Source organism: Bradyrhizobium sp. NBAIM18 (assembly GCF_020193825.1).
Taxonomy (GTDB): Bacteria; Pseudomonadota; Alphaproteobacteria; order Rhizobiales; family Xanthobacteraceae; genus Bradyrhizobium; species Bradyrhizobium yuanmingense.
In genome coordinates this window covers 16,076-40,367 of record NZ_JADYVO010000025.1, presented here as the reverse complement: position 1 = coordinate 40,367, position 24,292 = coordinate 16,076, and the positions used below count along the sequence as shown (strand labels likewise).

The 24,292-nt window shown below is 66.1% G+C and carries 20 protein-coding genes and 2 pseudogenes; 9 read left to right on the top strand and 13 right to left on the bottom strand.

Annotated features, from left to right (window positions below):
* Positions 1–57: 57 nt before the first annotated feature.
* Together I6F17_RS33055 and I6F17_RS33050 are read right to left on the bottom strand one after the other, a co-directional pair.
* Positions 58–828 carry an SDR family oxidoreductase gene (locus I6F17_RS33055; RefSeq protein WP_057027153.1) on the bottom strand — a complete coding sequence of 257 codons (771 nt, stop codon included), beginning with the start codon at positions 826–828 and terminating at the stop codon, positions 58–60.
* A 200-nt stretch (positions 829–1,028) separates the two neighbouring features.
* Positions 1,029–1,316, bottom strand: coding sequence for a hypothetical protein (locus tag I6F17_RS33050; RefSeq protein ID WP_057027154.1), 288 nt, complete (start codon positions 1,314–1,316; stop codon positions 1,029–1,031).
* Positions 1,317–1,329: 13 nt separating this feature from the next.
* Here I6F17_RS33050 and I6F17_RS33045 point away from each other — a divergent pair.
* The 3 genes and pseudogenes from I6F17_RS33045 to I6F17_RS33035 form a co-directional block, all read left to right on the top strand.
* Positions 1,330–1,622: pseudogene (locus I6F17_RS33045) on the top strand (CoA transferase); the annotation flags it as partial.
* A gap of 144 nt (positions 1,623–1,766) precedes the next feature.
* A complete protein-coding gene (locus tag I6F17_RS33040) occupies positions 1,767–3,017 on the top strand; it encodes an efflux RND transporter periplasmic adaptor subunit (RefSeq protein WP_225131242.1) in 1,251 nt (416 codons plus the stop codon).
* A gap of 29 nt (positions 3,018–3,046) precedes the next feature.
* On the top strand, positions 3,047–6,163 hold the full coding sequence (locus tag I6F17_RS33035; protein ID WP_225131240.1) for a CusA/CzcA family heavy metal efflux RND transporter: 3,117 nt from the start codon (positions 3,047–3,049) through the stop codon (positions 6,161–6,163).
* A 3-nt stretch (positions 6,164–6,166) separates the two neighbouring features.
* Here I6F17_RS33035 and I6F17_RS33030 read toward each other — a convergent pair whose 3' ends face one another.
* From I6F17_RS33030 to I6F17_RS33010, 5 genes and pseudogenes are all read right to left on the bottom strand, one after another.
* Complete coding sequence (locus tag I6F17_RS33030) at positions 6,167–7,129, bottom strand: amidohydrolase family protein (RefSeq protein WP_225131238.1); 963 nt, start codon at positions 7,127–7,129, stop codon at positions 6,167–6,169.
* A 51-nt stretch (positions 7,130–7,180) separates the two neighbouring features.
* Positions 7,181–7,740, bottom strand: a pseudogene (locus I6F17_RS33025) (hypothetical protein).
* A gap of 25 nt (positions 7,741–7,765) precedes the next feature.
* Positions 7,766–9,208 (bottom strand): TolC family outer membrane protein, encoded by a 1,443-nt coding sequence (locus I6F17_RS33020; protein ID WP_225131236.1) that lies wholly within the window; start codon positions 9,206–9,208, stop codon positions 7,766–7,768.
* A 187-nt stretch (positions 9,209–9,395) separates the two neighbouring features.
* Positions 9,396–10,175, bottom strand: a complete 780-nt coding sequence (locus I6F17_RS33015) for an enoyl-CoA hydratase (RefSeq protein ID WP_225131235.1) — start codon at positions 10,173–10,175, stop codon at positions 9,396–9,398.
* A gap of 109 nt (positions 10,176–10,284) precedes the next feature.
* Positions 10,285–10,941, bottom strand: coding sequence for a hypothetical protein (locus I6F17_RS33010; RefSeq protein WP_225131234.1), 657 nt, complete (start codon positions 10,939–10,941; stop codon positions 10,285–10,287).
* A 291-nt stretch (positions 10,942–11,232) separates the two neighbouring features.
* On the opposite strand from I6F17_RS33010, the gene I6F17_RS33005 reads away from it, so the two are divergent.
* Both I6F17_RS33005 and I6F17_RS33000 read left to right on the top strand, forming a co-directional pair.
* Positions 11,233–11,778, top strand: a complete 546-nt coding sequence (locus tag I6F17_RS33005; protein ID WP_036042899.1) for a sigma-70 family RNA polymerase sigma factor — start codon at positions 11,233–11,235, stop codon at positions 11,776–11,778.
* Positions 11,779–11,780: 2 nt separating this feature from the next.
* Positions 11,781–12,419 (top strand): DUF1109 domain-containing protein, encoded by a 639-nt coding sequence (locus I6F17_RS33000; protein ID WP_225131233.1) that lies wholly within the window; start codon positions 11,781–11,783, stop codon positions 12,417–12,419.
* Positions 12,420–12,531: 112 nt separating this feature from the next.
* Here the strand turns inward: I6F17_RS33000 and I6F17_RS32995 are convergent, their stop codons facing one another.
* Together I6F17_RS32995 and I6F17_RS32990 are read right to left on the bottom strand one after the other, a co-directional pair.
* Entirely contained in the window at positions 12,532–13,635 is a 1,104-nt protein-coding gene (locus I6F17_RS32995; protein ID WP_225131232.1) for a DUF2336 domain-containing protein, read from the bottom strand.
* A 63-nt stretch (positions 13,636–13,698) separates the two neighbouring features.
* Complete coding sequence (locus I6F17_RS32990; protein WP_036042903.1) at positions 13,699–14,856, bottom strand: GGDEF domain-containing protein; 1,158 nt, start codon at positions 14,854–14,856, stop codon at positions 13,699–13,701.
* Between the two features lie 437 nt (positions 14,857–15,293).
* On the opposite strand from I6F17_RS32990, the gene I6F17_RS32985 reads away from it, so the two are divergent.
* The 4 genes from I6F17_RS32985 (at position 15,294) to I6F17_RS32970 (ending at position 19,517) form a co-directional block, all read left to right on the top strand.
* On the top strand, positions 15,294–15,863 hold the full coding sequence (locus I6F17_RS32985; RefSeq protein WP_036006024.1) for a sigma-70 family RNA polymerase sigma factor: 570 nt from the start codon (positions 15,294–15,296) through the stop codon (positions 15,861–15,863).
* Positions 15,860–16,555 carry a hypothetical protein gene (locus tag I6F17_RS32980; protein WP_036006022.1) on the top strand — a complete coding sequence of 232 codons (696 nt, stop codon included), beginning with the start codon at positions 15,860–15,862 and terminating at the stop codon, positions 16,553–16,555. The genes I6F17_RS32985 and I6F17_RS32980 overlap by 4 nt, the downstream gene beginning before the upstream one ends.
* A 16-nt stretch (positions 16,556–16,571) precedes the next feature.
* A complete protein-coding gene (locus I6F17_RS32975; RefSeq protein ID WP_225131231.1) occupies positions 16,572–18,287 on the top strand; it encodes a S8 family serine peptidase in 1,716 nt (571 codons plus the stop codon).
* Between the two features lie 513 nt (positions 18,288–18,800).
* The gene (locus I6F17_RS32970) at positions 18,801–19,517 is read left to right on the top strand and encodes a TIGR03809 family protein (RefSeq protein WP_225131257.1); all 717 of its coding nucleotides are present in this window, start codon (positions 18,801–18,803) and stop codon (positions 19,515–19,517) included.
* On the opposite strand, the gene I6F17_RS32965 is transcribed toward I6F17_RS32970, so the two are convergent.
* The 4 genes from I6F17_RS32965 to I6F17_RS32950 form a co-directional block, all read right to left on the bottom strand.
* Entirely contained in the window at positions 19,514–20,884 is a 1,371-nt protein-coding gene (locus tag I6F17_RS32965; protein WP_225131230.1) for a TIGR03808 family TAT-translocated repetitive protein, read from the bottom strand. The genes I6F17_RS32970 and I6F17_RS32965 overlap by 4 nt on opposite strands.
* Positions 20,885–21,084: 200 nt before the next feature.
* A complete protein-coding gene (locus tag I6F17_RS32960) occupies positions 21,085–21,741 on the bottom strand; it encodes a pyroglutamyl-peptidase I (RefSeq protein ID WP_225131229.1) in 657 nt (218 codons plus the stop codon).
* Entirely contained in the window at positions 21,738–22,727 is a 990-nt protein-coding gene (gene meaB, locus I6F17_RS32955; RefSeq protein ID WP_036042916.1) for a methylmalonyl Co-A mutase-associated GTPase MeaB, read from the bottom strand. Before meaB ends, I6F17_RS32960 begins: the two co-directional genes overlap by 4 nt.
* Positions 22,728–22,780: 53 nt before the next feature.
* Positions 22,781–24,292 carry a tripartite tricarboxylate transporter permease gene (locus I6F17_RS32950; RefSeq protein ID WP_225131227.1) on the bottom strand — a complete coding sequence of 504 codons (1,512 nt, stop codon included), beginning with the start codon at positions 24,290–24,292 and terminating at the stop codon, positions 22,781–22,783.

The following is a 24,292-nucleotide window of genomic DNA, read 5'->3' as shown; positions in this document are numbered from 1 at the left end:
GTGGATGGCCGGTCAAGCCCGGCCATGACGGAGGAGAGAGAGCTCGGCAAGCTGCCCTCAAAAATTCACCCTGTTCGAAATCGCGCCGTCCACGACGAAATTCGAACCCGTCGTGAATCCCGACACCGGGCTGGCCAGAAACACCGCCGCGCTCGCGATGTCCTGCGGCGTTGCCATGCGGCCGGTCGGGTTGCGCTTCATCGCGTCCTGGTACCGCTCCGGCATGTTCTTCTCGATCATCTCCCAGACGCCGCCTTTGAAATAGACGGTGCCGGGCGACACGACATTCACGCGGATCTTCTTCTTCGCGTATTGCCGCGCCAGTCCCTTGGCCATGTGGATCAGCGCGGCCTTGATCGGGCCGTAGGAGCTGGCCGTGTCCGCCTGCGCCGCGGAGATCGACGAGATGATCACGAAGGCCGCATCGCCGCTGCCGGCGCCGCTTGTCTCGAGGAACGGTCGGGCGGCGTCGAAGGCGTGCACGGCGCCGAGCACATCGAGCCGAAAGTTCTGCTCCCAGGATGCGGGATCGTGCCCTTGCGCCATTGCGCCGGCATTGGAGAACAGCATGTTGATGCCGCCGAGCTCTTGCGCAGCCGTCTCGATCCAGCTTTTCAGCGCCGCGCCGTCGGTGACGTCGACGGGGCCGCCGGTGGCGCGGATGCCGCCCGCCTTCAGCTCCGCGACGGTGGCCGCAACCTGATCGGCGTTTCGCGCGCACACCGCGACATTGGCGCCTTCGCCGGCCAGCGTCGCCGCAATCGCCCGCCCGATGCCACGCGTGCCGCCGAGCACGACGGCGTTCTTGCCTTTGAGACCGAGATCCATTGTTGGCTCCTTTTTGTTGGTGCTGCGAGTGTAGCTGTTTCGCGAGGCGCCCAGAAGCCTCCACGTCGTCATTGCGAGCCACCGGGTCCGCGCAAAGCGCGGCCCGATGACAGGCTCCGCGAAGCAATCCAGAAATGCATCCGCGGAAGGATCCTGGATTGCTTCGTCGCAAGGGCTCCTCGCAATGACGCGGAGAGACTTCACTCCGGCGCCGCTCCCACCGGCGGGCCGCCGGGCGGGCGGTGCAGGAAGGTCAACGAGGCATAGGCGCCGGCCCAGGAGCCGATTGCGGCAAAGGCAACGTAGAAGGCGTTCTCGGTGTAGCTGATCACGGCGTAAGAGGAGAGCAGGTACCAGACCGCGCTCCAGTTCGCCGCCGGGATGCGCTTGCGCGCGATCACGGCCGAGGTGAACATGACATAGACGGCGTCGGTGGCCGCCGTCGCGATGAACACGGCACCTGCGATGAGGGGATCGATGGCGGCCATTGCAATCCTTTCTGCGATCATGACACGGTCGCGAAAAGTACAGCAAATGAGCGGGCAGAGAAGCAGCCATGCAAAGCCCCGCCGACATTCTGGCTGCGGAATCTCGGTCGGCTCGAGGGCGGATTGAATACCCCAGATGTTACGGGAGAGGCCGTACATTCTGCGTTCATACAGCACATGCAATCTGGCTTCGGCACGTTGAAGGCGGTGCAGCATTCCGCTTGGCTGTCGAAGACGCCGGCGCAATGGAGCCGTCCGGCGATGCAGCTCGGCAGTCATCCGGCACAATGGCCGGGCCGAAGCTGACATGAAGCTGACATGTCGCAAAATTTTAACGCAGACGGAAAGGGCCGACGCGTTTTTTAGGTTGTTTGAAATCCCAATTCGGCACTATTAGCGCGACCGATGCGGCAATCATCTGCCGAGATCGTCGCAGACACGACCGGGCCCATGGCAGTTGAGATTACCAAGCGATTGCACGTGATTGCAAAACAACGGGTGATCGCATCCGTAGTTTTACTAGCTGTCGCCGGCGCCGGTGTCGGAGCGTACGGCTTGTTCTCTTCGGGCCCGAAGGCAAAAAAGCACTCCGAGATCTCCAGCCAGTCGCGCAGGAACGCGCAGACCTTCACGCCGACACCGTCCGAATGGGCGACGCTGACGATTGAACCGGTCGCCGCCAGGAGCTTCCGGGCCGAGTATGTCACCGAGGGCAAGGTCGCGGTCGACGAGGATCGTTCGACGCCGGTGTTCTCGCCTTATGCAGGCCGTGTCACCAAGCTGCTCGCCAAGCCCGGCGAGACGCTGAAGCAAGGGCAACCGCTGTTTACCATCGAGGCCGCCGACACCGTGCAGGCCCAGAACGATTTCATCGCGGCGATGACCTCGCAGAACAAGGCGAAGTCGGCGCTCGAGCTTTCGGACATCCAGTTCAAGCGCGCCAAGGACCTCTACGAGGGCCATGCCATTCCGCTCAAGGATTATCAGCAGGCGGAAGCGGCTCAGGTGCAGGCGCGCAACGACATGCGCTCTTCGGTGACGGCGTTGGAAGCCGCGCGCAACAAGCTGCGCATCCTCGGCTTCACCGACGAGGCCATCAAGACGTTCCAGGAAAAGGGCGTCATCGATCGGGAGATCACGATCTACTCGCCGATCTCCGGCACCGTCGTGCAGCGCAAGATCGGCCCGGGCCAATACGTCAATTCCGGCGCGAGCGATCCAGTCTTCGTGGTCGGCGACCTCTCCACGGTCTGGCTCACCGCCTTCGTGCGCGAGAGCGACGCGGCCGCGGTGTGCATCGGGCAGGACATCGCCGTCAATGTGATGGCGCTGCCGGGCCGTCCGTTCAGCGCCAAGATCAACTACGTTGCCGCCGCGATCGACCCCGCCACCCGCCGCCTCCTGGTGCGCGCCACCATCGACAACAGGGACGGGCTGCTCAAGCCGGAAATGTTCGCGAACGTCACGATCTATTCGGCCGGCGACCGCGCCGCGCCCGCCGTGCCGAAACAGGCGCTGATCTACGAGGCCGACAAGGTCCGCCTCTGGGTCGCGCGCGAGGACAAGTCGGTCGAGCTGCGCCAGATCAAGATCGGTCTCATCAACGGCAACCTCGTCGAGGTCACCAGCAATCTGAAACCCGGCGAGCAGATCGTCACCAAAGGCAGTCTGTTCATCGACCGCGCGGCGTCCGGCAGCTGATCGACGACCCAAGAAAATTGAAGACCTGAATGGATCGTCTCGTTGCCCTTGCCGTCAACCGGCGTTTCCTGATGGTCGGCATGTTCGTCGCCGTCCTGATCGGCGGCCTGATCGCGTTCAACCGGCTCAACATCGAGGCCTATCCCGACCCGACCCCGCCGATGGTCGATATCGTGACGCAGAGCCCGGGCCTGTCGGCGGAGGAGATCGAGCGCTACATCACGATCCCGATCGAAACCCAGGTCGCCGGCCTGAAGAACATCAAGACCATCCGCACCATCTCGCTCTACGGTCTGTCCGACGTCAAAATCCAGTTCTCCTTTGCCTACACCTATGACGAGGCGCTGCAGCAGGTGCTGAATCGCCTGGCGCAGCTCGCGCCGCTGCCCGGCAACGTGCAGCCGCAGATCTCCCCGCTCAGCCCGATCGGCGAGATCTTCCGCTATCGCCTCGTCGGTCCGCCGAACTATAGCGTGCTCGACCTCAAGACCATCCAGGACTGGATGCTGCAGCGCCGCTTCCGCGCGGTGCCCGGCGTGATCGACGTCACCGGCTGGGGCGGCAGGAGCAAGACCTACGAGATTCAGGTGGATTTCAACAAGCTGGTCGCCAACGGCCTGACGCTGCCGCAACTGCTCCAGGCGGTCGGCAATTCCAACGTCAATGTCGGCGGCAACACCGTCGATATCGGCCAGCAATCCGCCGTGGTGCGCGGCGTCGGCCTGATCCGCTCGATCGATGACCTCGCCAACACCATGGTGGCGCAGGCCGGCGGCAATCCGGTGCTGGTCAAGGACGTCGCCACCGTTACCGTCGGCCAGAAGCCGCGCCTCGGCATTGCCGGCCTCGACGATTCCGACGACATCGTGCAGGGCATCGTCCTGATGCGGCGCGGCGAGCAGAGCTCGCCGACCATCAAGCGCGTCCATGAGCTCGTTCAAGCCATCAACAATTCCAGCATCCTGCCGCCTGGCGTGCGCATCGAGCGCATCTACGACCGCGGCGACCTGATCGAGCTCACCACCCACACCGTGCTGCACAACATGGTGGTGGGCATCCTGCTGATCGTGCTGTTGCAGTGGATCTTCCTCGGCGATCTCCGCAGCGCGCTGATCGTCGGCGCCACCATCCCGTTCGCGCTGTTTTTCGCGGTCATCATCCTGGTGCTGCGCGGGGAATCGGCCAACCTCCTGTCGGTCGGTGCGATCGATTTCGGTCTCATTGTCGATGCCACCGTGATCATGGTGGAGGCGATCTTCCGCCGCCTGACGCAAACGACACCGATGTCGGAATCCGAGCATATGTCGCCCGAGACGCTGTTCGGCATGAAGAGCCATGCCATCCTCAGCGCGGCCGCCGACGTCTCCCGATCGATCTTCTTTGCCGCGGCGATCATCATCGCGGCGTTCCTGCCGCTGTTCACACTCTCGGGCGTCGAGGGCAACATCTTCGGACCGATGGCGCGGACCTATGCCTACGCACTGGCCGGCGGCCTGCTTGCCACCTTCACCGTGACTCCCGCGCTGTCCGCAATCATCCTGCCGGCGCATGTCGAGGAGACCGAGACGAAGGTGATGCTGATCCTGCACCGGCTCTACATGCCTGTGCTGAACTGGGCGGTCGCCAACCGCAACATCGTCCTCGGCGCCGCGGTCGGTCTGGTGTTGATGACGGTCGCGCTCGCCCGGCTGCTCGGCCTCGAATTCCTGCCGAAGCTGGAGGAGGGCAACCTCTGGATCCGCGCCACGCTGCCGCCGACCATCTCGCTGCAGGAAGGCAACAGCTACGTCAATGAGATGCGCAAGGTGATCCGCGCCCGGCCCGAGGTCGAATCCGTCGTGTCGCAACACGGCCGTCCCGACGACGGTACCGACGCCGCCGGCTTCTTCAACGCCGAGTTCTTCGCGCCGCTGAAGCCCGCGAGCCAGTGGCCCGGTACCCGCGACAAGGAAGAGCTGACCGCGCAGCTGCTCAAGCAGCTCGACGATCGCTTCCCCGGCGTCGAGCTCAACTTCTCGCAATATCTCCAGGACAACGTCTCCGAAGCCGTCTCCGGCGTGAAGGGCGAGAACTCGATCAAGCTGTTCGGCAGCGATCTCCAGGCGCTCACCGACACCGCCAACAAGATCAAGCAGGTGCTGTCGACCGTGCAGGGCGTCACCGACCTTGCGGTGTTCACCTCGCTGGGCCAGCCGACCGTTCAGATCGACATCGACCGCGCCAAGGCGGCGCGCTACGGCCTTGCACCGGGCGACATCAACGCGACCATCAAGGTCGCGATCGGCGGCGACACCGCCGGCGACCTGTATGAGCCCGGGAGCGACCGCCACTTCCCGATCATCGTGCGCCTCGCGCCGGAATACCGCCGCAGCGCCGAGGCGATCCAGAATTTGCGGATCGGTGCGCCTGGGCCGAACGGCTCCGTCATGCAGATCCCCTTAAGCGAGGTCGCGACCATCAGCCTCGTCTCGGGTGCGGCCTACATCTATCGCGAGCAGCAGGAGCGTTATCTGCCGATCAAGTTCTCGGTGCGCGAACGCGATCTCGGCAGCGCGATCCGCGAGGCGCAGGACAAAATCGCCGCGCAGGTGCAGCTGCCGCCGGGCTCGCACATGGAATGGGTCGGCGAGTTCGGCAACCTCCAGGACGCGATCCGGCGGCTCTCGATCGTGGTGCCGATCTCGCTGGCGCTGATCGGCGTGCTGCTCTGGTTTAATTTCGGCTCGATGACCGACACGTTGCTCGCGATGAGCGTGATTCCGATGGCGATCTTCGGCGGCGTGCTCGGCCTCTTGATCTCGGGCACCGCGTTCAGCGTCTCCGCGGCGATCGGCTTCATCGCGCTGTTTGGCATCGCGGTGATGGACGGCATCATCATCCTGTCGCAGTTCAACCAGCTGATCGAGGAGGGCATGGACCGCATGAGCGCGGTGGTGCGCACCGGCGAGCTGCAGCTCCGGCCCGTGCTGATGACTTGTGTGGTCGCGGGCGTCGGCCTCCTGCCGGCAGCGCTGTCGGAAGGCATCGGGTCGCAGGTGCAGAAGCCGCTCGCGGTTGTCGTCGTCACCGGCATGATGCTGGCGCCGGTCGTGATCCTGGTGACCTTGCCGGTGCTGATCTCCTTCTTTTCCCGCCGCGCGCGCTGACCGTCAGAACCCGTAGAGCCGCGCCGGATTGTCGACCAGGATCTTCTTGCGCACCTCGGCATCCGGCGCCCACACCGGAAGCTGGTTGAGCAGGCGACCGTCGTCGATCTGATAGAGCGGCGCGATGTCGGTGGGCTTGCGGCCCTCGACGCGGCTCGAATCCGGATGCGGCCAGTCGGTGCCCCAGACGATGCGGTCCGCATTGGCCGCGATCACCGCGCGGGCATAGGGCACCATGTCCTGATAGTCGGGCGCCAGCTTCGACGAGCGATAGGCGCCCGAGATCTTCACATAGGCCTTGCCGGACTTCACCAGCGCGACGAGGTCGGAGAAGCCCGGCTGCTCCAGCCCGAGCGAAGCCTCGAGGCCACCGAAATGGTCGAACACGACCGGCACCGGCGCCGCCTCGACGAGGTCCTTGATCGCGGAGATCATGGCCAGCGTGGTGTAGAGCTGCACGTGCCAGCCGCGCGCCTTCATGCGCTCGACGGCGGCGGTGAAGCGCGGCCGGCCGACATTGGGGTCGTTGACGCCGCCGGTCGCCAGATTGAGGCGGATGCCGCGGAAGCCGTCCTGGTGCATCGTATCGAGCGCGCTCTCCGGCGTCTTGTCGTCGATCACGGCGACGCCGCGCGCGGTTGCGCCGCGCGCCTTCATGCCGAACAGTGTGGAGGAATTGTCGGTGCCGTAGACGCTCGGCGTCACGATCACCACACGCTCGATATGCAGCGCCTTGTGCAGCGCCGCCATTTCTTCCGGCGAAGCCGGCTCCGGCGTATAGACGCGGCCAGTGAAGAACGGAAATTTTTCGACATCGCCGTGAATGTGGGTGTGGCAGTCACAGGCATGCGCCGGCACATCGAAATTGATCGGCGTCGCAGGCTGCGCCGCGCGGGCATGGGCTTTGCTGGTCATGGCTACTCCGGCCGCAAGGGAGGCAAGCAGGGCGCTGCGTCGGCTGAGCACGATTTCTCTCCCGGTTTGTTTTTTATCGGCGAGTGGGAGGAGAATATCACATCAACCCGGTAACCGCTCCGCTTCGCTGCATAGCTGCTCGACAAGGGCCGCAAGCGGACGTGAGCCGTCCACGCGCACGACCGGGCAGGGCAGGCCGGCGAGCCAGGCTTCGTGCTTGACGAGACTGCGACCTTCGCGATCGCCGGCTTCGTAATGGGAGGCCCATTCGACGAAGTCTTCGGTCTCGCCATGGCGCCAGCCGCCCGGCGCGACGGCATCAGCGCCGAAATGGGCGGCCTCGCGGGCGCGCAGTCGCATCATCCGGGTCTCGCGCGGCACGCTCACGAAGACGACCAGGTCGAAGTACGAAACGAGCTCTTCGCCCCAGCCGGTGACGGACCCGCTCAGCACCCAGTCGAGACGCGGCAAGAACATCTCGTGCATCAGGCGCAGGCGGTCGGCGGCCGGGCGGGTTGTCCGATAGGGCGGCACCGTGGGCAGCCAGAAATAGTCGTCGCTGTCGTGATGCGGCAGCGCAAAAGCTGCCCCGCGAGCGTACGACCGATCGTGGTCACGCCGCAGCCCGATGCTCCCATCAGATGGATGCGGCGGCTTTTCATCGGCATCCACCAGAGAGATTTGACGCTACTGCCCCGACGGCGTGCGCAGGCCGTGCCAGGCGTCGCGGACCTGGTGGTAGTGCACCTCGGGCAGATAATCCGGCGTGTTCAGGTTCAGCGTCTTGACGTCGAGATGGCCGATGGCGCTGAGCAGCGTGTAGGAGGCGATCACGCGGTCGCGTTGCGCGCCGATCAGGCGTGCTTTGGCCTGGATCAGGTCGGCCTGCGAGTTCAGAACGTCCACCGTCGTGCGCTGGCCGCCGGCGGCCTCGCGCTGCACGCCCTGCAGCGCGACGGTGGCCGCCTTCACCTCGGACTCCGAGGCCGAGACCGTGATCTTGGCGCCTTCGTTGGCAACCCAGGCGCTGACCGCCGCCGTACGCGCTTGATTGCGCACCTGGTCGAGCACGAGCCGGCTCTGCGCCGTGATCTCCTTGGCCTGCCGAGTCTGCGCCGCGGCCTGCCCGCCGTCGTAGATCGGCGCGGTGACATTGGCGACGATCGAGGCCTGGTCTTCGGCGAAGGTACCGAGGGTCGGGTCGTTGTTGCGGCTCTTGCTGGCGCTGCCCTGGATGGTCGCGCTCGGCAGCAGCGTGCCTTCGGCGATGCGGACGTTGGTGGAGGCGACATCGACATCGAAGCTGGCGGCCATCACCGCCGGATGCTGGCGGATCGCCATCGTCATGGCATCCTCGCGGCTCTTCGGCAGATAGCGGTCGACGGCCTCGGCAGGCCTGAGCTGCGAGGGCGCATTGCCGATCACCTGCGCATAGGTGGCCTGGCTGACCGCAAGCGCGACCTCGGCCGCGTTGAGGTCGGCAAGGCCACGATTGAGGCGGGCCTCGGCCTGCGCGGTGTCGGTCGGCGTGACGTCGCCGGCATTGAGCCTGCGCTGGGTGACGGAGAGCGTCTCGCGCAGGAAGGCGACGTTGGAGCGCTGCGCCTCGACCAGCGACTGATTGGCGAGAACATTGGTGTAGGCGGTGACCGCATCGAGCAGCACGCCCTGGCCGACGTTGCGGAGCGCTTCGCGGCCCGACTGCACCTGGAGCTCGGCGGCCCGCACGCCGTTGGCGGTGCGGAAGCCGTTGAACAGGCTCTGCGTCACGGTGACGCCGATGATCCAGGGCTTCAGATTGCCGGTCTGGATGGTGTTGTCCGGCAACAGATTGCGCACCGATTGCAGGCCGGCGCTGAGGCTCGCCACGATCTGCGGCCGGTAGCCGGCCAGCGCCTGCGGCACGTTCTCATCGGTGGCGCGCTGGCGCGCACGCTCGGCATTGAGCTGCGGATTGGTCTGATAGGCTTTTGCCAATGCGTCCGGCAGGGCTTCGGCCCATGCCGCGGAGGGAAGGGCGCAAGAGAGCGCACAAGAGAGCGCCAGCGTGGTCCATGTCGCAAGCGCATGACCGGCGCTCGATCGACGTCGCGTCACCCCGCGACCAGCTCTGGCGGTACGCCCAATCATGTAATCTCGCTTAACCCCGGCTGTCCGCCCCCGCCGACGATGGCCTCTTAACTGTTTAGCCAGCCGAGGTCCCGCAGGCAAACTGCCGCGGGCAAAACTCCCATGTATTCCGTGCTTGTTGCAGGCGCGTCACAGGCTGTTTGCGGGAAAGCGCCAGAGCCTTACACTGGCCTGACCGGCTCGTGCGCTACCGGTTCTTGTTCACAGGCTTGCGCTTCTCGATGAACGCCGCCATGCCCTCCGAGCGGTCCTCGAGCGCGAAGGTCGAATGGAACAGGTTGCGTTCGACGCTCATGCCTTCGGAGAGCGTGGTCTCGAAGGCGCGGTTCACCGCTTCCTTGGCCATCGCGGCCGCAGGGCGCGACATCGCGGCCATCTTCTCGGCGGCCGCCATGACCTCGTCCATCAGCTTGTCGGCGGGTACGATACGGCTGACCAGGCCGGAGCGCTCGGCTTCGGCGGCGTCCATCATCCGGCCGGTGAGGCAGAGGTCCATGGCCTTGGACTTGCCGATCGCGCGCGTCAGCCGCTGGGTGCCGCCGATGCCGGGAATGGTGCCGAGCGTGATCTCGGGCTGGCCGAACTTCGCGGTGTCGGCGGCGATGATGAAATCGCACATCATGGCGAGCTCGCAGCCGCCGCCGAGCGCGTAGCCGGCGACCGCGGCGATGGTTGGCTTGCGACAGCGCGCGATGCGGTCGCCCCCGATCGCGGCGAAATCCTCGGAGAACATGTCGATGAAGCCCTTGGGCTGCATCTCCTTGATGTCGGCGCCGGCGGCAAAGGCCTTCTCGTTGCCGGTCACGACGATGCAGCCGATGGCGTCATCGGCCTCGAGATCGTCGACCGCAGCTGCGATCTCGCGGAAGACGCCGAACGAGAGCGCGTTGAGCATCTTCGGCCGGTTCAGCTTGACGATGCCGACCGCGCCGACGCTCTCGACGATGATGTGTTCGAACGTGCTCATGCTCCACCCACGCTTTCGATTGAGCGGGCAATGTGCCCGCTGGCGCGGATGCCTTCAAGGGGGCCGGACGCGGGACGCGCGCGGGGTCGCGTCCCGGCGGAACCGGCCATCAGGCCATGAACATGCGCGCGGCGGAGGCCAGGGTCAGCAATGTGCCGACGCCGATGAAGATCTTGCCGATCAGGGAGCTCTGGTCCCAGGCCGAGCTCTGCTGGCTGCTGGCCATCACCGGCGCCGGCCGCGGCTGCGCCTCGGTTGCGGCGATCACCGCCTTCTGCGGCGGCGGGGTCTCCTGCAAGGCCCGATCGATGTCGTTGAGTTGATCGGGCGCGACGACCTGGCTTTGAGGGTTCTCGGCGCTGGTATTATCGGCGGCTGCCTGGACGTTGTCGTTGGCGCGGTTCGTCATCGCGGAGGCTGCCGCGGCAGTTGGTGTGTCGGCGGCGAGCTGCGCATTGGCGTTGGCGACCTCCGGGGCCAGCTGGCTCGAGGCCGGGACCTGACTGTCGGTCTTGTCGTTCTTGGCCTCGTCGGGCTTGGCGGCCGTGTCCTTCTTGTCGGCCTTGTCCTCGGATTTCTGCCCCGTCTTCCTGCTGTCGGTGCGGCGCGAGTCTTGGCGCCGGTGCTTGGCCGTATCGGCCCCTTTGTCGGCGCTCTCCGATTTGTTGCCTGCGGCCGAGTTCGGCGCCGCCTGTGCGAGGCCCCCGGACAGCAAGACAAGCCCGGCCAAAACGATCAGGGCCGCGCGCGCGCTGGTTTTCATCATGTCGACGATCTCCCCAATTCCGCCCGTCCCGGCAGCGAACAGAGACCCCGGGGGGTGACGACAGCGGGGCAGAAAATGGGAATCTTCGGGCTACACTGGGCAAAAACGCGGCAGACCCCCTCCCGCAGCCGCCCGCCCGATGCAGGACGCACCGATCGGTGTTAAGAGCCGTCGCAGATGTTTGCGGCCGCATCGGTCGCGCGGCCCGGATCTTGATCACGAACTCGTGATAATTTTGGCGCCCGCGTAACAAATTGAAAGAGCGGCCGAATTGCATGGTGAGGGGCGCGGGTGCGCGGACGTGAGGACGAATGGACCGGCCTGATGCGGTCGGCCATGGCTGGCGATGATGCGGCGTATCATCGTCTGTTGAAGGCAGTCACGCCGGTGCTGCGGGCCGCCGCGAGGCGTGGCTTGGCGCGGGCAGGTCAGCCGCCCGACCAAGCCGAGGATATCGTGCAGGAGATTCTGTTGGCGGTACATCTGAAGCGGCATACCTGGGACAGCGAAGCCCCCTTCGCGCCCTGGCTGTTTGCGATCGGCCGCAACAAGCTGATCGATGCGCTCCGGCGGCGCGGCAGGCGCGTGTTCGTCAACATCGACGATTTCGCCGAGACGCTGCCGGGCGAGGCGCCGCAGGACACCGCTTCGGCCGGCGAGGTCGCCGCCCAGCTCGGAACCCTGCCGCAGCGTCAGCGCGACGTGCTGCAATCAATCGCGGTCGAGGCCGCCTCGATCAAGGATACGGCGGCAAGGTTGTCGATGAGCGAGGGTGCGGTCCGGGTCGCGCTGCATCGCGGACTTGCGGCGCTGACCGCCAAATTGCGGGACCATTGATCATGGACACCGATCAACTCATTCGCTCGCTCGCCGCCGACAATCTGCACCGCGCGCCCCGCGTCGGCGCGGTGCTGAGCATGGCGCTGCTGGTGGCTGCGCCGCTGTCGATCCTGATCTTTGCGACGTTCTTCGGCGTGCGCGCCGACGTCATGAGCGCCATGCGCAACCCGTTCTTCGACATGAAGTTCGCGGTGACGTTGTCGCTCGCAATCCCCGCCATCATCGTCAGCCTTCATTTGTCGCGTCCCGAAGCCCTGCTGCGCGGCTGGGGCTGGCTGCTGCTGCTTCCCGTCGGGCTGCTCGCCGTGGCGATTGGCAGCGAGGCGATGATGGCGCCGGCGATGCCGATGACGATGCGCCTGGTGGGTAAGAACTCTAGGGTCTGCATGGTCGCGATTCCCGCAATGGCGCTGCCGCTGCTTGCGGGGGCGCTGTTCGGCCTGCGCCACGGCGCGCCGTCTAGTCCCGCGCTCGCCGGAGCGCTCGCAGGGCTGGTGTCGGCGGGACTTGCGGCGACCCTCTATGCCTCGCACTGCACCGACGATTCCCCGCTGTTCGTCGCGACCTGGTACACGCTCGCGACCGCGCTGGTGACGGCGATCGGCGCGGCGGTCGGATCGAGGGTCTTGCGGTATTAAAGCATGATCCGGAAAAGTGCGAAGCGGTTTTCCGGAAAGATCATGCGCAACCAACAACCTAAAGCGCGATGACGATCCATCCAAATCTCATCGCGCTTTAGCCGCGCCGGCTTCATGCCGCCGGCGTCGCGTGCAACTGCATGCGGTGGAAGCGCAGCACCTGTTGCGCGGTCGATTGGCGCAGCGCCTCATAGGTGTCGCGCAGCTTCAGCATGTCGGTCTGCGACCCGCCGGAGAGCTTCTCGCGCAAGGCGATGATGGCGCGCACGCTCGACCATTGCATGCCCGCGGCCTTGGCGAGGATCATCACGCCTTCGGTGCGGCTCTCGATCATCATGGTCTCGGCGATCTCGACCGCGATCCCTGCGAGTGCGGCCAGCGCCGCGTTGGTCTCGTCGAACTTGCCCTGCTCGGCGAAGGTGGCGACCTGGAGCTCGTTGAGGCGGCCGTCCTCGTGCAGCGACTTCACCAGCGCGCGAGCCATCTCCGTCTGTTTCGTCCTGGCGACGGCGCGAACCCGTTGGGCCGCTTCCTCGACGGCCCTCGACACCTCGTCCGCGAGCTCGGGATGCGCAGCCGCGAGCTTCCTGCGCACGCTCGAGGATGCCTTGGCGACCAGCCTCAGATAGTGATGGCGCGGCAGGTCGGGCCGCAGGCCGATGCAGCCGGCGAGGTCCTCGTCGCGCTCGGCGCGGACGACGAGGTCGGCGAGACTCTCCTCCGAGAACCGCGCGCCCGGATTGCCGGCCGTCGACTGCACCACGTCCTCATTGCCCCGCGCCACCAGCACGTCGGTCAGCGCTTCCGACAGCGTCCGCCGCAGCGAGATCGCCTTGAGATGCGCCTGGCTCCTGGTGCGCGCAATCTCGACCAATGTTGCCTCATCCAGCCGCTCCGACTTCGACAGCACGGGGCCGGAGACTTCGATCACCTCGTCGAGCGCGAGCGTGCGGATGATCTGCGGCGGCGCAGCCGCGATCGGCGCGAGCCGCTCGGCGAGCAGCGCCTTGGCCGACGTCTCGATCTGCTCGATCAGGCACTGGAACACGTCGTCGAACACGCGGATATGGTCGTCGGAATAGTCGACCGCGTTGCCCACGAAGAGATCGGTGACGCGGCGGAGCGTCTCCACCCGGCGCGCGACGGTGCCGTGCGAGAGGGCAGCCTGCAACTCCTCGAGCAGGCTTTCGGATGGTCTTGCGGAATTGGATCTCATTGCTCTGTCCTGGAGCGTTCGGCCCGGCAGCGACTTCCGTCGCACCGGAGGAAAATGGATCGGTCAGCTCGTTGCAATGCAGTTGCGCCCTCGCGCCTTGGCGGAATAGAGCGCGCTGTCGGCGCGCGCGAGAAACGTGTCGGCAGTATCGACGTCGCGCAGCGTCACGACGCCCGCGGAAATGGTCACCCGCATGCTGGGGGAGAACGCGCCCCAGTCGAGATCGGCGACGATGCCGCGCAGGCGCTCGAGCGTGCGGAGCGCGACGTCACCCGACGTATCCGGCAGCAGCAGCAGGAATTCCTCGCCGCCGTAGCGGCCGAAACTGTCGGCCGGGCGGATGTTGGCGAAAATGGTGATCGCGAAGGTGCGCAGCACCTCATCGCCAATGGGATGGCCGTAAGCGTCGTTGATGCGCTTGAACCAGTCGAGATCGATCAGCGCGATCGCGAAGGGTGTGGATGCCCGCCGCGACTTTTCAATCTCGGTGTCGAGAAGCCGCATGATGCAGCGGCGGTTGTAGGAGCCGGTGAGCTCGTCGAGCTCAGCCAGTTCCTCGATGCGTCGATAGGCGGCCTTCAATTCGATGCTGCGCTTGTACAGGATCTTGCGTAACGTGGCGCCGAACAGGCCGAGGAAGGCGCACTGCCCGATCACCAGCACGAAGCAGAGCATCGAGGCGGTCCGCTGCAGCCGGGTCGCGACCGGCAGTCCGATCGGCAGGTTCGATCCCAGGAAAACCACGGTGAGCCCGCAGGTGGCGAGGCCCCAGGTGAGCATGGCCTGGCTCGACGTCATCCGCAGCGTGCCGAACGCGAAGATCAGAAACAATACGGCAAGGAACGCGACTCCGATGGTGGGCACCGCGAGCAGGAACACCAGTTGCAGCGCCATATGCGCCGAGATCTGATAGACGGTGAGGTAATGATCGTCGAAACGGTCGCCGAAACCGGCCTCCGACAGCACCGTGAAAGTCCCGATGATCAGAAGGCCGCCGAGCCAGAACAGCGTCGGAACGGCCATGGAGACCGCGCCGTCATAGGCGTAGAGCAGCAGGACCGCGCCGCCCAGCGAGTAGCTCGCGACCTGGCCGATATACATCTGGCGGCGCTGCCAGACGCGGCGTGCCCTGACCTCGGGCGCCGTCGTCTCGGGCGCGAGGACGAGATCCGCGACCTCTGCGGCATTCCTCTCCGGAAGGGACGTCGCGGCCGTACCCATGGTCCCGCCAATGGTGGATGTCAGCGCAAAAACCTACGCGGCAAGCCTTTAGGTTTGGTATCCTTTGAAATCGAATCCGAGCCGTGCAGTAGGGAACAAGGCGATCATCTAGCGTGAGAATTTTACCGATGATCACGCATCGTGTGCGCTGCGGTCGAGCCGAAGCAAGGCTTGGCGCGACAAAGGTGGTGCGGGGCTGCTATGGAACCGGATGAGGCCGGGCTGCCAATGTCCGGGCAGGCATTCCGCAGGAAATATCGCAGTATTATGGTACCGATTCGGATGAGCGACGCTGACCACCACGGGTGGGACAAGAAAAATGCCCGTATGTGGGGTAGCTCACACAGGCCCCCGTATGACTGCGGTAGGTTGAACAATTTTGCCCCCCACATCGAACCGTCCACCGCATCGACCCGACCAACCTTGCGAGACGGCCATTGAGCGCGACACAGGCGGCTTCAGACGAGATCCTGATCGCCAGGATCGCTCAAGGTGACCGGCTCGCTATGCAGGTGCTGTACGGGCGGCACCATGTCAGGGTTTACAGGTTCGGGCTGAGGCTCGTGCGGGACGAGCAGGCGGCGGAAGACCTCATCAGCGAGGTGTTTCTCGACGTCTGGCGTCAAGCCGGCAAATTCGAGGGCCGATCTGCCGTTTCCACCTGGCTGCTGGCAATCACCCGATTCAAGGCCCTGTCTGCGCTCCGGCGCAGGAAGGATTTCGAGCTGGACGAAGACGCCGCCAACGCGATCGAGGATACGTCCGACGATCCGGAAACGGTGGTGCAGAAGAAGGACACCAGTGAGGCGTTGCGGGAGTGTCTGACGGGCCTCTCGCCGGATCATCGGGAAATCGTCGATCTCGTCTACTACCACGAGAAGTCCGTGGAAGAGGTGGCCGAAATCGTCGGGATACCGGAGAACACTGTGAAGACGCGCTTGTTTTATGCGCGCAAGAAACTGGCCGAACTGCTGAAGGCAGCCGGCGTCGAGCGAGGCTGGCCATGATGGCTTTGAGCAAGAAGATGCTGGAGCAAGAGCCCAGTGAAATTGAACTGCTGCTGCCCTGGCACGCTGCCGGCACGCTGAACGCGCGCGATGCGCGCCGTGTCGAGGAAGCGCTGGCGCGCGATCCGGACCTGGCGAAGCAATATGCGGCGATCCGCGGCGAGTACGAAGAAACCATTCATCTGAACGAGAGCCTGGGCGCTCCGTCGGCGCGCGCGATGCAGAAGCTGTTCGCCGCGATCGATGCCGAGCCGGCGAGGGCGAGCGGCTCGCTGCCGCTGTCGGCACGTATCTCGACCTTCTTCGCGAGCTTGTCGCCGCGCACGCTGGCGTGGTCGGCGAGCCTCGGTGCCGTCGCGCTCGTGCTGCAGGCCGGCATCATCGGCGCCGTGCTGATGAAGAACCAGCCGGCGACCTTCCAGACCGCTTCGCTCTCGACCAGCGCACCGATCACGCGCGAGCTTGGTAGCGCCGCCGCGCCGGCGCGCGCGCTGGTGCGCTTCACCCCCGAGGCGCGCGTCGCCGACATCACCGCGCTGCTCGACAGCTACCAGGCTTCGATCATCGGCGATGCCAAGGGCGGCATGTTCCGCCTCCAGTTCGACAAGGCGATGAGCCAGGACGAGCTCGCTTCGCTGCTCGGCAGGATGCAGCGCGAGAAGTTCGTCAACCTCGCCGTCGCGGCGCCCTAGGCGCGCCGCCGAGCCGATGACGGGCAAATCCGAGAGCAGGGTGCGCACTGGGGCCCGCGCTTTATCCGTCGGCGTTGCGCTTCTGGTCGCCTTCTGTTTCGGCGTGGAGCTTGCGCAGGCGCAGGCGATCATGCGCCCGCCGACGATCAGCGTTCCCTCGCGCACGCCGACCGTCTCTCCAAACATCACCCCGCGGGTCAGCCCGAACATCGCTGCGCGCGCGGTAAGCGTTGGCCGCGGCCCGCGGACGATGGCGACCATTCCCCATACCACGACGTCGCGCATCCGGCCGACGACGCCGGTGCTGCCCTATGCGCGTTACTCGCCGAACCTTTATCCGGCCTGCACCGCAGCCTATCGCAGTGCCGACGGCGAATGTCTGGCGCAGCCGAACGCGGGCGGCGAGGGCACCGGAAAATCCGGCAAGAAGAGCGCCGGCAAAGGGCGCGGCAACAACACGCCGGTGGCGCTGACCTCGCGCAGCTTCGCAGGCGAATTCGTCGCCGAGATCGACGGCGCGCTATCGACGGCCGAGGCCGACGAGCTGGCGCGTCGCCACGGCCTGACCCGCCTCGCTTCCGAGAATTTCCCGCTGATCGGAGCCACGTTCGGCCTGTTCCGCATCTCCGACGGCCGGCCCTATGAGACCGTGCGGCGCGAATTCGCGGCCGACGGCAGCGTGCGCTCGCTGCAGCCGAACTTCCGCTACGTGCTCCAGGACCAGAAATCGTCGGCCGCCACCGAGGGCGATCCTGCGCAATACGCGCTGGCAAAGCTGCGCCTGCCGCAGGCGCACACGTTGGCGCACGGGGCCAACGTCACGGTCGCCGTGATCGATTCCGGCATCGACGCCCGGCATCCCGAGCTCGCCAATTCCGTCGCCGACAATTTTGACGCGCTCGGCAGTGCCGAAGGGCCGCACGTCCATGGCACCGGCATCGCCGGGGCGATCGCGGCCCATGCCCGTCTGATGGGCAGCGCCCCCGAGGCCCGCATCATCGCCATCCGTGCCTTCGGCGGTGCCAATGGCGGTGCCGAGAGCTCGTCCTACATCATCCTGCGTTCCCTGAATTACGCCGCCGAGCACGGCGCGCAGATCGTCAATATGAGCTTTGCCGGTCCGAAGGACGCGGTGATCGAGCGCGCGATCGCGGCGACGGCCGCGCGTGGTCTCATTCTGATCGCCGCCGCCGGCAATGCCGGGGCGAAATCGCCGCCGCTCTATCCGGCGGCCAACCCCAACGTGATTGCGGTCAGCGCGACGGATCGGCAGGACAGGCTGTTCTCCGCCTCCAACCGCGGCAACTACATCGCCGTCGCGGCCCCCGGCGTCGACATCTTCCTGCCGGCACCCGACGGCAAATACCAGGTGACGTCGGGAACCTCGTTCTCGGCCGCCTATGTCTCAGGCGTCGCGGCGCTGCTGCTCGAGCGCAACCACGCACTCAAGCCGGAAGCGCTGCGCACGGCGCTGGTCAAGACCGCACGCGACCTCGGCTCTCCCGGGCGTGACGACCTCTTCGGTGACGGCCAGGCCGACGCGTTTGCCGCCGTCATGGCTGTTCCTGCCGACAGTGCGACGCCGGTCGCTGCTGCCCCCGGTACAACAAAACGTGAAGATGCTCCGAAGCGTCGCGACGAGCCGGGCATACGCGCGATCGAGCAGCCTTCGTTGTCGAGCGCGGAGGATAAATCCGCGGTTTCTCAGGCAGATAGGCCGGCGGCGCGATAGCGGCCGCGACAAAGCTGCGCGACGGGACAGCGTCAAAAAAGCGAACCCCCGGATTGAACGTTCAGCCCGCTGCCCCGACCAACTGATGTGGGAGCGGTCATCCCTCCCCATCAGTCATATCAGGCGCGAGCGCCCATCCACCCCAAGCGCCCATATGGCTCGACCCGTCCGGTTGTCCCCCCGGACGGGTCTCTTCTTTTGGGCGTCCGATCTTTCGAAGCTTCGCATCCGTTCAGCTTGCAGTTGAAGATCGCCGTGGCCTCGGTCGCCGTCGCGAGCGCGTCCTGCCGCAACTCCGTCATGCTTGTGCGAAGCTTGACTCGAAAACACAGAAAATCACCGCACGACTACGGTGTTTGACGACGAATGCCGCGTCGTTGCTGGACAAGTCAAAACTTTTCCACAAAATATTCATGTCGCGTCTAAATTGATTCGTGTGCGTTGCGTCCCCCGCGTCCGTGTTTTCTCCTGACGGGCTGGTTCATGACACATCGCCAAGAGTCAATTCATGCCGTGGCCGTCGGCCGCGACATCGCAGCGCGCTGGTGCGCTCTCGCCGAGCAGCGCCTGCAACATCTCTCCGAGATGTTCGAGACCGGCCGCTGGCGCCGCTATCATTCCGAGATCGCCTTCCTCGAAAACATCCAGGAAGCTAAGCGCGCCGTCCAGACCTGGCGCGCGCTTGCGACCGGCGCGGATGTCGCCGAGGCGGCTGCGAGCGTGACGCCGGCATTCGGTTGGTCGCCGGCGACGATGCCTCGCATGGCGCCGCGCGAGCAGCAGGCGCAAACGATGCAGCCCAAGGCCGTTCACATCGTCCCCGAGACCACCACGCCGGTCAGGCTCGATCCGAAGCCCGACGTGCTCGCGGAGATCACCGAAGCCCCGATCGCGCCGCTTGCTATGCCCGTAGCTTGGCCGTCGTTCACCGCGCCTGCCGAGATGCCGCCGCTGAGGGCACCCGCTGCGAAGGCACCGTTCACTGCGCCTGCCGTGAGATCGCCGCTCGCGGAGCCGGCCGCCACCGCGCCATTCGCCGCGCCGGAAGTGAGGCCGCCCGTGCCTGCCGCGAAGCCGCCGAAGGCCGCGCCTGCAGCGATGGCGACGCTCCTGCCGCAGTTCGCCCCGCCCGCCGAGGAAATCGTCGCCGCCCCCGAGCGCGTCGTCGAATTCACCTTCAGCCTCGACGGCCTCGAAGCGAAGTACCCGCTGCTGCGGAACGCGTTCTAGCGCCGCACTGCATTGCCGCCGACCACCAGCTGCGCGAACCGCTGTGCCCCGTCGGCCGACAGATCCGACGTCACCGCGCGGGCGTGATCGAGGCCGACGACGGCGCCGCGCGGCGTCTCGGAGATCATGTTGTTGTTGACCAGCGCGGTGCCGGCGCCCGGCACAACGGAGACGCCGACGCCGGCCAGCGCCTTGCGGATCACGTTGCCCGTGATCGCGACGTCGCGCAGATATCTGCCCCAGCCGGCGACGATGCCGTAGGACGGCGCGTTCTCGATCACGTTGCCGGTCACCGAAGAATCCGCCTCGATGTAGATGCCGACGCCGGCATCGTCGTCGGGCGCGGTCCCGATCGGCCGCTTCGGGATCAGGTTGCGGATGATGTTGCCCTGAACCACTGCGATGCGGCCGCCCTCGTTGAAATTGCAGACGGAGACGCCGACGGCCGCGCCGTCCACAATGTTGTTGGCGATCACCGCGGCCTCGAATGCGAACTCGGAATAGAGCGCGACCTCGCGCACGTCGCTGACGCTGTTGCCGCTGATGTGGATGTTCGAAGCCGAGTTGCCGCGCACCGCCGAATAGTCGCAATTCCTGATACGGTTGCCGCGCACGATCACGTTGCCGGCGCGAAAGGCGTTGATGGCATTGCCGAACTGGCCCGAGCCGCCGGGGCCGGCCTTGATGTTCTCGATGCGGTTGTCGGCGACCAGCGTGCCGTCATCGCCGATCGCGGTGCGCAGGATCTCGATCCCGTTGTCGTTGGTGCCGAGAATCGTGTTGCGGCAGACGCTGAGGCCCCTGGCGTCGAACGACACGACCGCTGTCACCGCGATGTCGGTGAAGATATTGCCGGAGATGTCGCCCGCGACCTGCTCGAGCCAGATGCCGCTGCCGCCCGAGCTCGTGATGGCGCATTCGCTGATGCGCACGTCGCGCCCGCCGAGGGCGTGGATCAGGCCGCGCCGTGTCGGCAGCGGGATGCCGCCGCCGTCGAAGGTGATGCCGGTGAGGCCGATCGCATCGGAGCCGTCGCTCTGGATCGCCGAGGCGCCGCCGGTGAAGACGAGCTTGGTCGCGCCGCGCACGCCGATCAGCTGCGCGCCGTTCGGCAGCCGCAACAGACCGGTCCGGTACACGCCGGGTGGCAAGGCGAGCGGCGATTGCGCCCGCGCGGCCTCGTCGATGGCACGCTGCAGCGCGCGGGTCTGGTCCTCGCTGCTGCCGGGCCGCACACCATATTGCGTGACATCGCGGCCGAGCAGCGACGTTAGCGGCGCGGCGCGCGCGGCATCGGCCGGCATGGCCAGCGCGCCGGCAATGCCCGCGGTCGAAGCCCCGATGAGATGACGGCGATTGAGGTTCATGACGCGTCCTCCGGCGGACGCGGGAGGTGTCCGCAGCGGTTTCGTAGCGCAGCAGGGCGAGGACCGTGAGGATTGTTCGCGGTAGGGTTAAATGTTTACGCAAAAGACGGTGCGTAGGTGGGCAAAGGCGCGCTTGCGCCGTGCCCACCACCTGTCCGAGGCAGAAACAGAAGACGTGGGCACGCTTCGCTTTGACCACCCTACGAGGCCGGCGTGTTCCGCGCCTTGCGCGCCAACTGCACCATCTCCATCAGCATCGCTTCCCCCGCATCCACCAGTTCCTCCAGCGTGATGCGGGCTGCGCCCTTGCGGCGCACGCCGCCGCTGCGCGCGAGCAGGGGAATGTGGATGAACGCCGCAAGCCTGGGTCCGCCCGCCTTCACGCGCTCGATCGCGCGCCAGCTTAAGTAGTTGCAGAGATAGGCGCCGGCGTCGCGCGAGGGACGCGCGTCGATGCCGGTGAGGCGCGCCGCGCGCAGCAGCCTTGCGGTGTGCGGGCCGAACATCATCGCGTCGGCATGGCCGGCGATACCGCGCTTGGCCGAGCGGGTGTTGGCCGCATCGGGCCAGAGCATGGTGACGGCGTTGCGCGCCCGCGTCTCGATGCGCAGGTAAGGCGTGCGGGCGGCGAGGCCGAACATCAGCAGCGCGTCGGGCTTTTGCGCAGCGAGCACGTCGGGCAATTGCCGATCCACCGCGGCATAGGTGACCGGGAAGATGTGGCTCGAGAGCACGACATCGTCGAGCGCGGGCCGGCGCAATTGCGCCAGCCGCGCCACCAGCGGCTGGGTCGGATTGTAAGGCGCGCCGGGAAACGGACCGAAGCCGGTGAGGAGAAGGCGGAGCTTGTCGCTCATTGCAGCAACTCCAGGATCCGCTCGGCGGCGAGCGCCGGGGTGAGGTGGCCATCGGCGACCTCGGCCTCGATCTTGCGAACCTTGGTCCGCACCGACGCCTCGCTGCGCAGCCGTGCCAGCATGCGCTGCTCCAGCATCGACCACATCCACTTCACCTGCTGCTCGCGCCGCCGCGCGGCGAAATCGCCGGAGGCGTTCATCGCCTTACGGTGATCCAGGATCTTCTGCCAGATCTTTGCGATGCCATCGCCGGTCAGCGCCGAATAGGTCTCGACCGGCGGATGCCAATGCTCGGACCGCGGCGCCAAGATATGCAGCGCGCCGCGATAATCGGCCGCGGTGATCTTGGCGCGCTTTAAATTGTCGCCATCGGCCTTGTTGATCGCGATCATGTCGGCGAGCTCGACCAGGCCCTTCTTGATGCCCTGCAGCTCGTCGCCGCCGCCCGGCAGCATCAGGGCGAGGAAGAAGTCGGTCATGTCGCAGACGGCGGTCTCCGACTGGCCGATGCCGACGGTTTCCACCAGCACGACGCCGAAGCCGGCGGCCTCGCACAGCAACATCGCTTCGCGCGTCTTCGCCGCGACGCCGCCAAGCGTGCCCGAGGACGGCGAGGGTCGGATGAAGGCGTCGTTCGAGGCTGACAGCCGCGCCATCCGGGTCTTGTCGCCGAGAATCGAGCCGCCGCTGCGCGCCGAGGACGGATCGACCGCGAGCACCGCGACCTTGTGGCCCTGCTCGATGAGATACGTACCCAACGCATCGATCGTGGTGGATTTGCCGACGCCGGGCGAGCCGGTGATTCCGACGCGATATGCCTTGCCGGTGTCGGGCAGCAGCATCTGCACCAGCTCACGCGCCAGCACCTGATGGTCGCCGCGGCGGCTCTCCACTAGCGTGATGGCGCGGGCGAGCGCAGCGCGGCTGCCGGCGCGGAGCTCCTTGGCGAGGGATTTGATGTTGAGCGAGGCCTTCTTCTCAGTCATGCCCCTGCTTTACAACGCCCCGGCGGGGCAGGCGAGGGCCCGCCCGCCCGATATCACCGGCTTGTTGCCGCCGAGGCTTGCGGCTGCTTCACCTTGCGCCAGATCCACACCATGACCGGCCAGAGCAGCGCGCCGATCGCCATCGCGGCGAGGATGGCCGCGACCGGACGCTCGAAGAACGGCAAGATGCTGCCGTCCGACTTGATCAGCGAGGTGACGAAGGCCTGCTCCACCATGGTGCCCATGACGATGCCGAGCACCATGGCGGCGACGGGATAGCCGTTCGTCTCCATGACATAGCCGATCACGCCGAAGGCGGCGACTGTTACGACGCCGAACATGTTGTTGCCGATCGCGAACGAGCCAACCGCGCAGCACAGCATGATGATCGGCATGATCGCCGAGCGCGGTGCCAGCAGGATGTAGGTGGCGACGCGGATCATCGCGATGCCGAGCGGGATCATCAGGATATTCGCGATGATGAACATCAGGTAGATCGCGTACATGCTCGACGCCTTCTCGGTGAACAGCGTCGGGCCGGGATTGAGGCCCTTCATGTAGAGCACGCCGATCGCGATCGCGGCGATGGTGTCGCCGGGGATGCCGAACAGCAGCGAAGGCACCCAGCCGGAGGCGATGCTGGCATTGTTGCTGGCGCCGGCCTCGACCAGGCCCTCGACATGGCCGGTGCCGAACTTTTCCGGCTCCTTGGAGAAGCGCTTCGACATCGCATAGGAGACCCAGGCGGCCATGTCGGCGCCGGCACCGGGCAGCACGCCGATGATGATGCCGACGATGTTCCCGCGCGTCATCTGCCAGCGATAGAGCTTAGTCAGCTTCCACTGGCCGGCCATGATGCTTCCGAATTTGCGCCGCGGCAGCGGCGGCGGCTCGGGCGTCAGCATCGCGCGCATCACCTGCGCCACCGCGAACACGCCGACGAGGGCCGGGATCGGCTCGATGCCGCCGAACAGATCGGTCAGGCCGAAGGTGAAGCGCGGGATGCCGCCGGGATTCTCGATGCCGATGCAGGCGACGAGCAGGCCGATGAACATGCCGGCGATCGCCTTGACGGGCGAGGAACGCGCCACCAAGGTGGCGCACATCAGGCCGAGCAGCGCCAACCAGAAATATTCGAAGGTCGAGAACGACAGCGCGATCTCGGCCAGCGGCGGCGCCAGGATCATCAGCGACAGCACGCCGGCGATGCCGCCGACCGCGGAGAACCAGACGCCGGCACCCAGCGCGAGCTCGGCCTGGCCCTTGCGCGTCATGGCGTAGGCTTCATCCGCGTAAGCCGCGGATGCGGGCGTGCCCGGGATACGCAGCAGCGCGCCGGGAATGTCGCCGGAGAAGATCGCCATCGAGGACGCCGCCACGATGGTCGCGATCGCCGCGATCGGTGACAGATAGAAGGTGACGGGGACGAGCAGGGCGGTCGCCATCGTCGCCGACAGGCCCGGCAGCGAGCCGATCACCAGGCCATACACGGAGGCTGCGAACATGGAGATGATGACCTCCCAGGTGGAGATCAGCGCGAACGCATCAATCAGGGTCTTCAACAT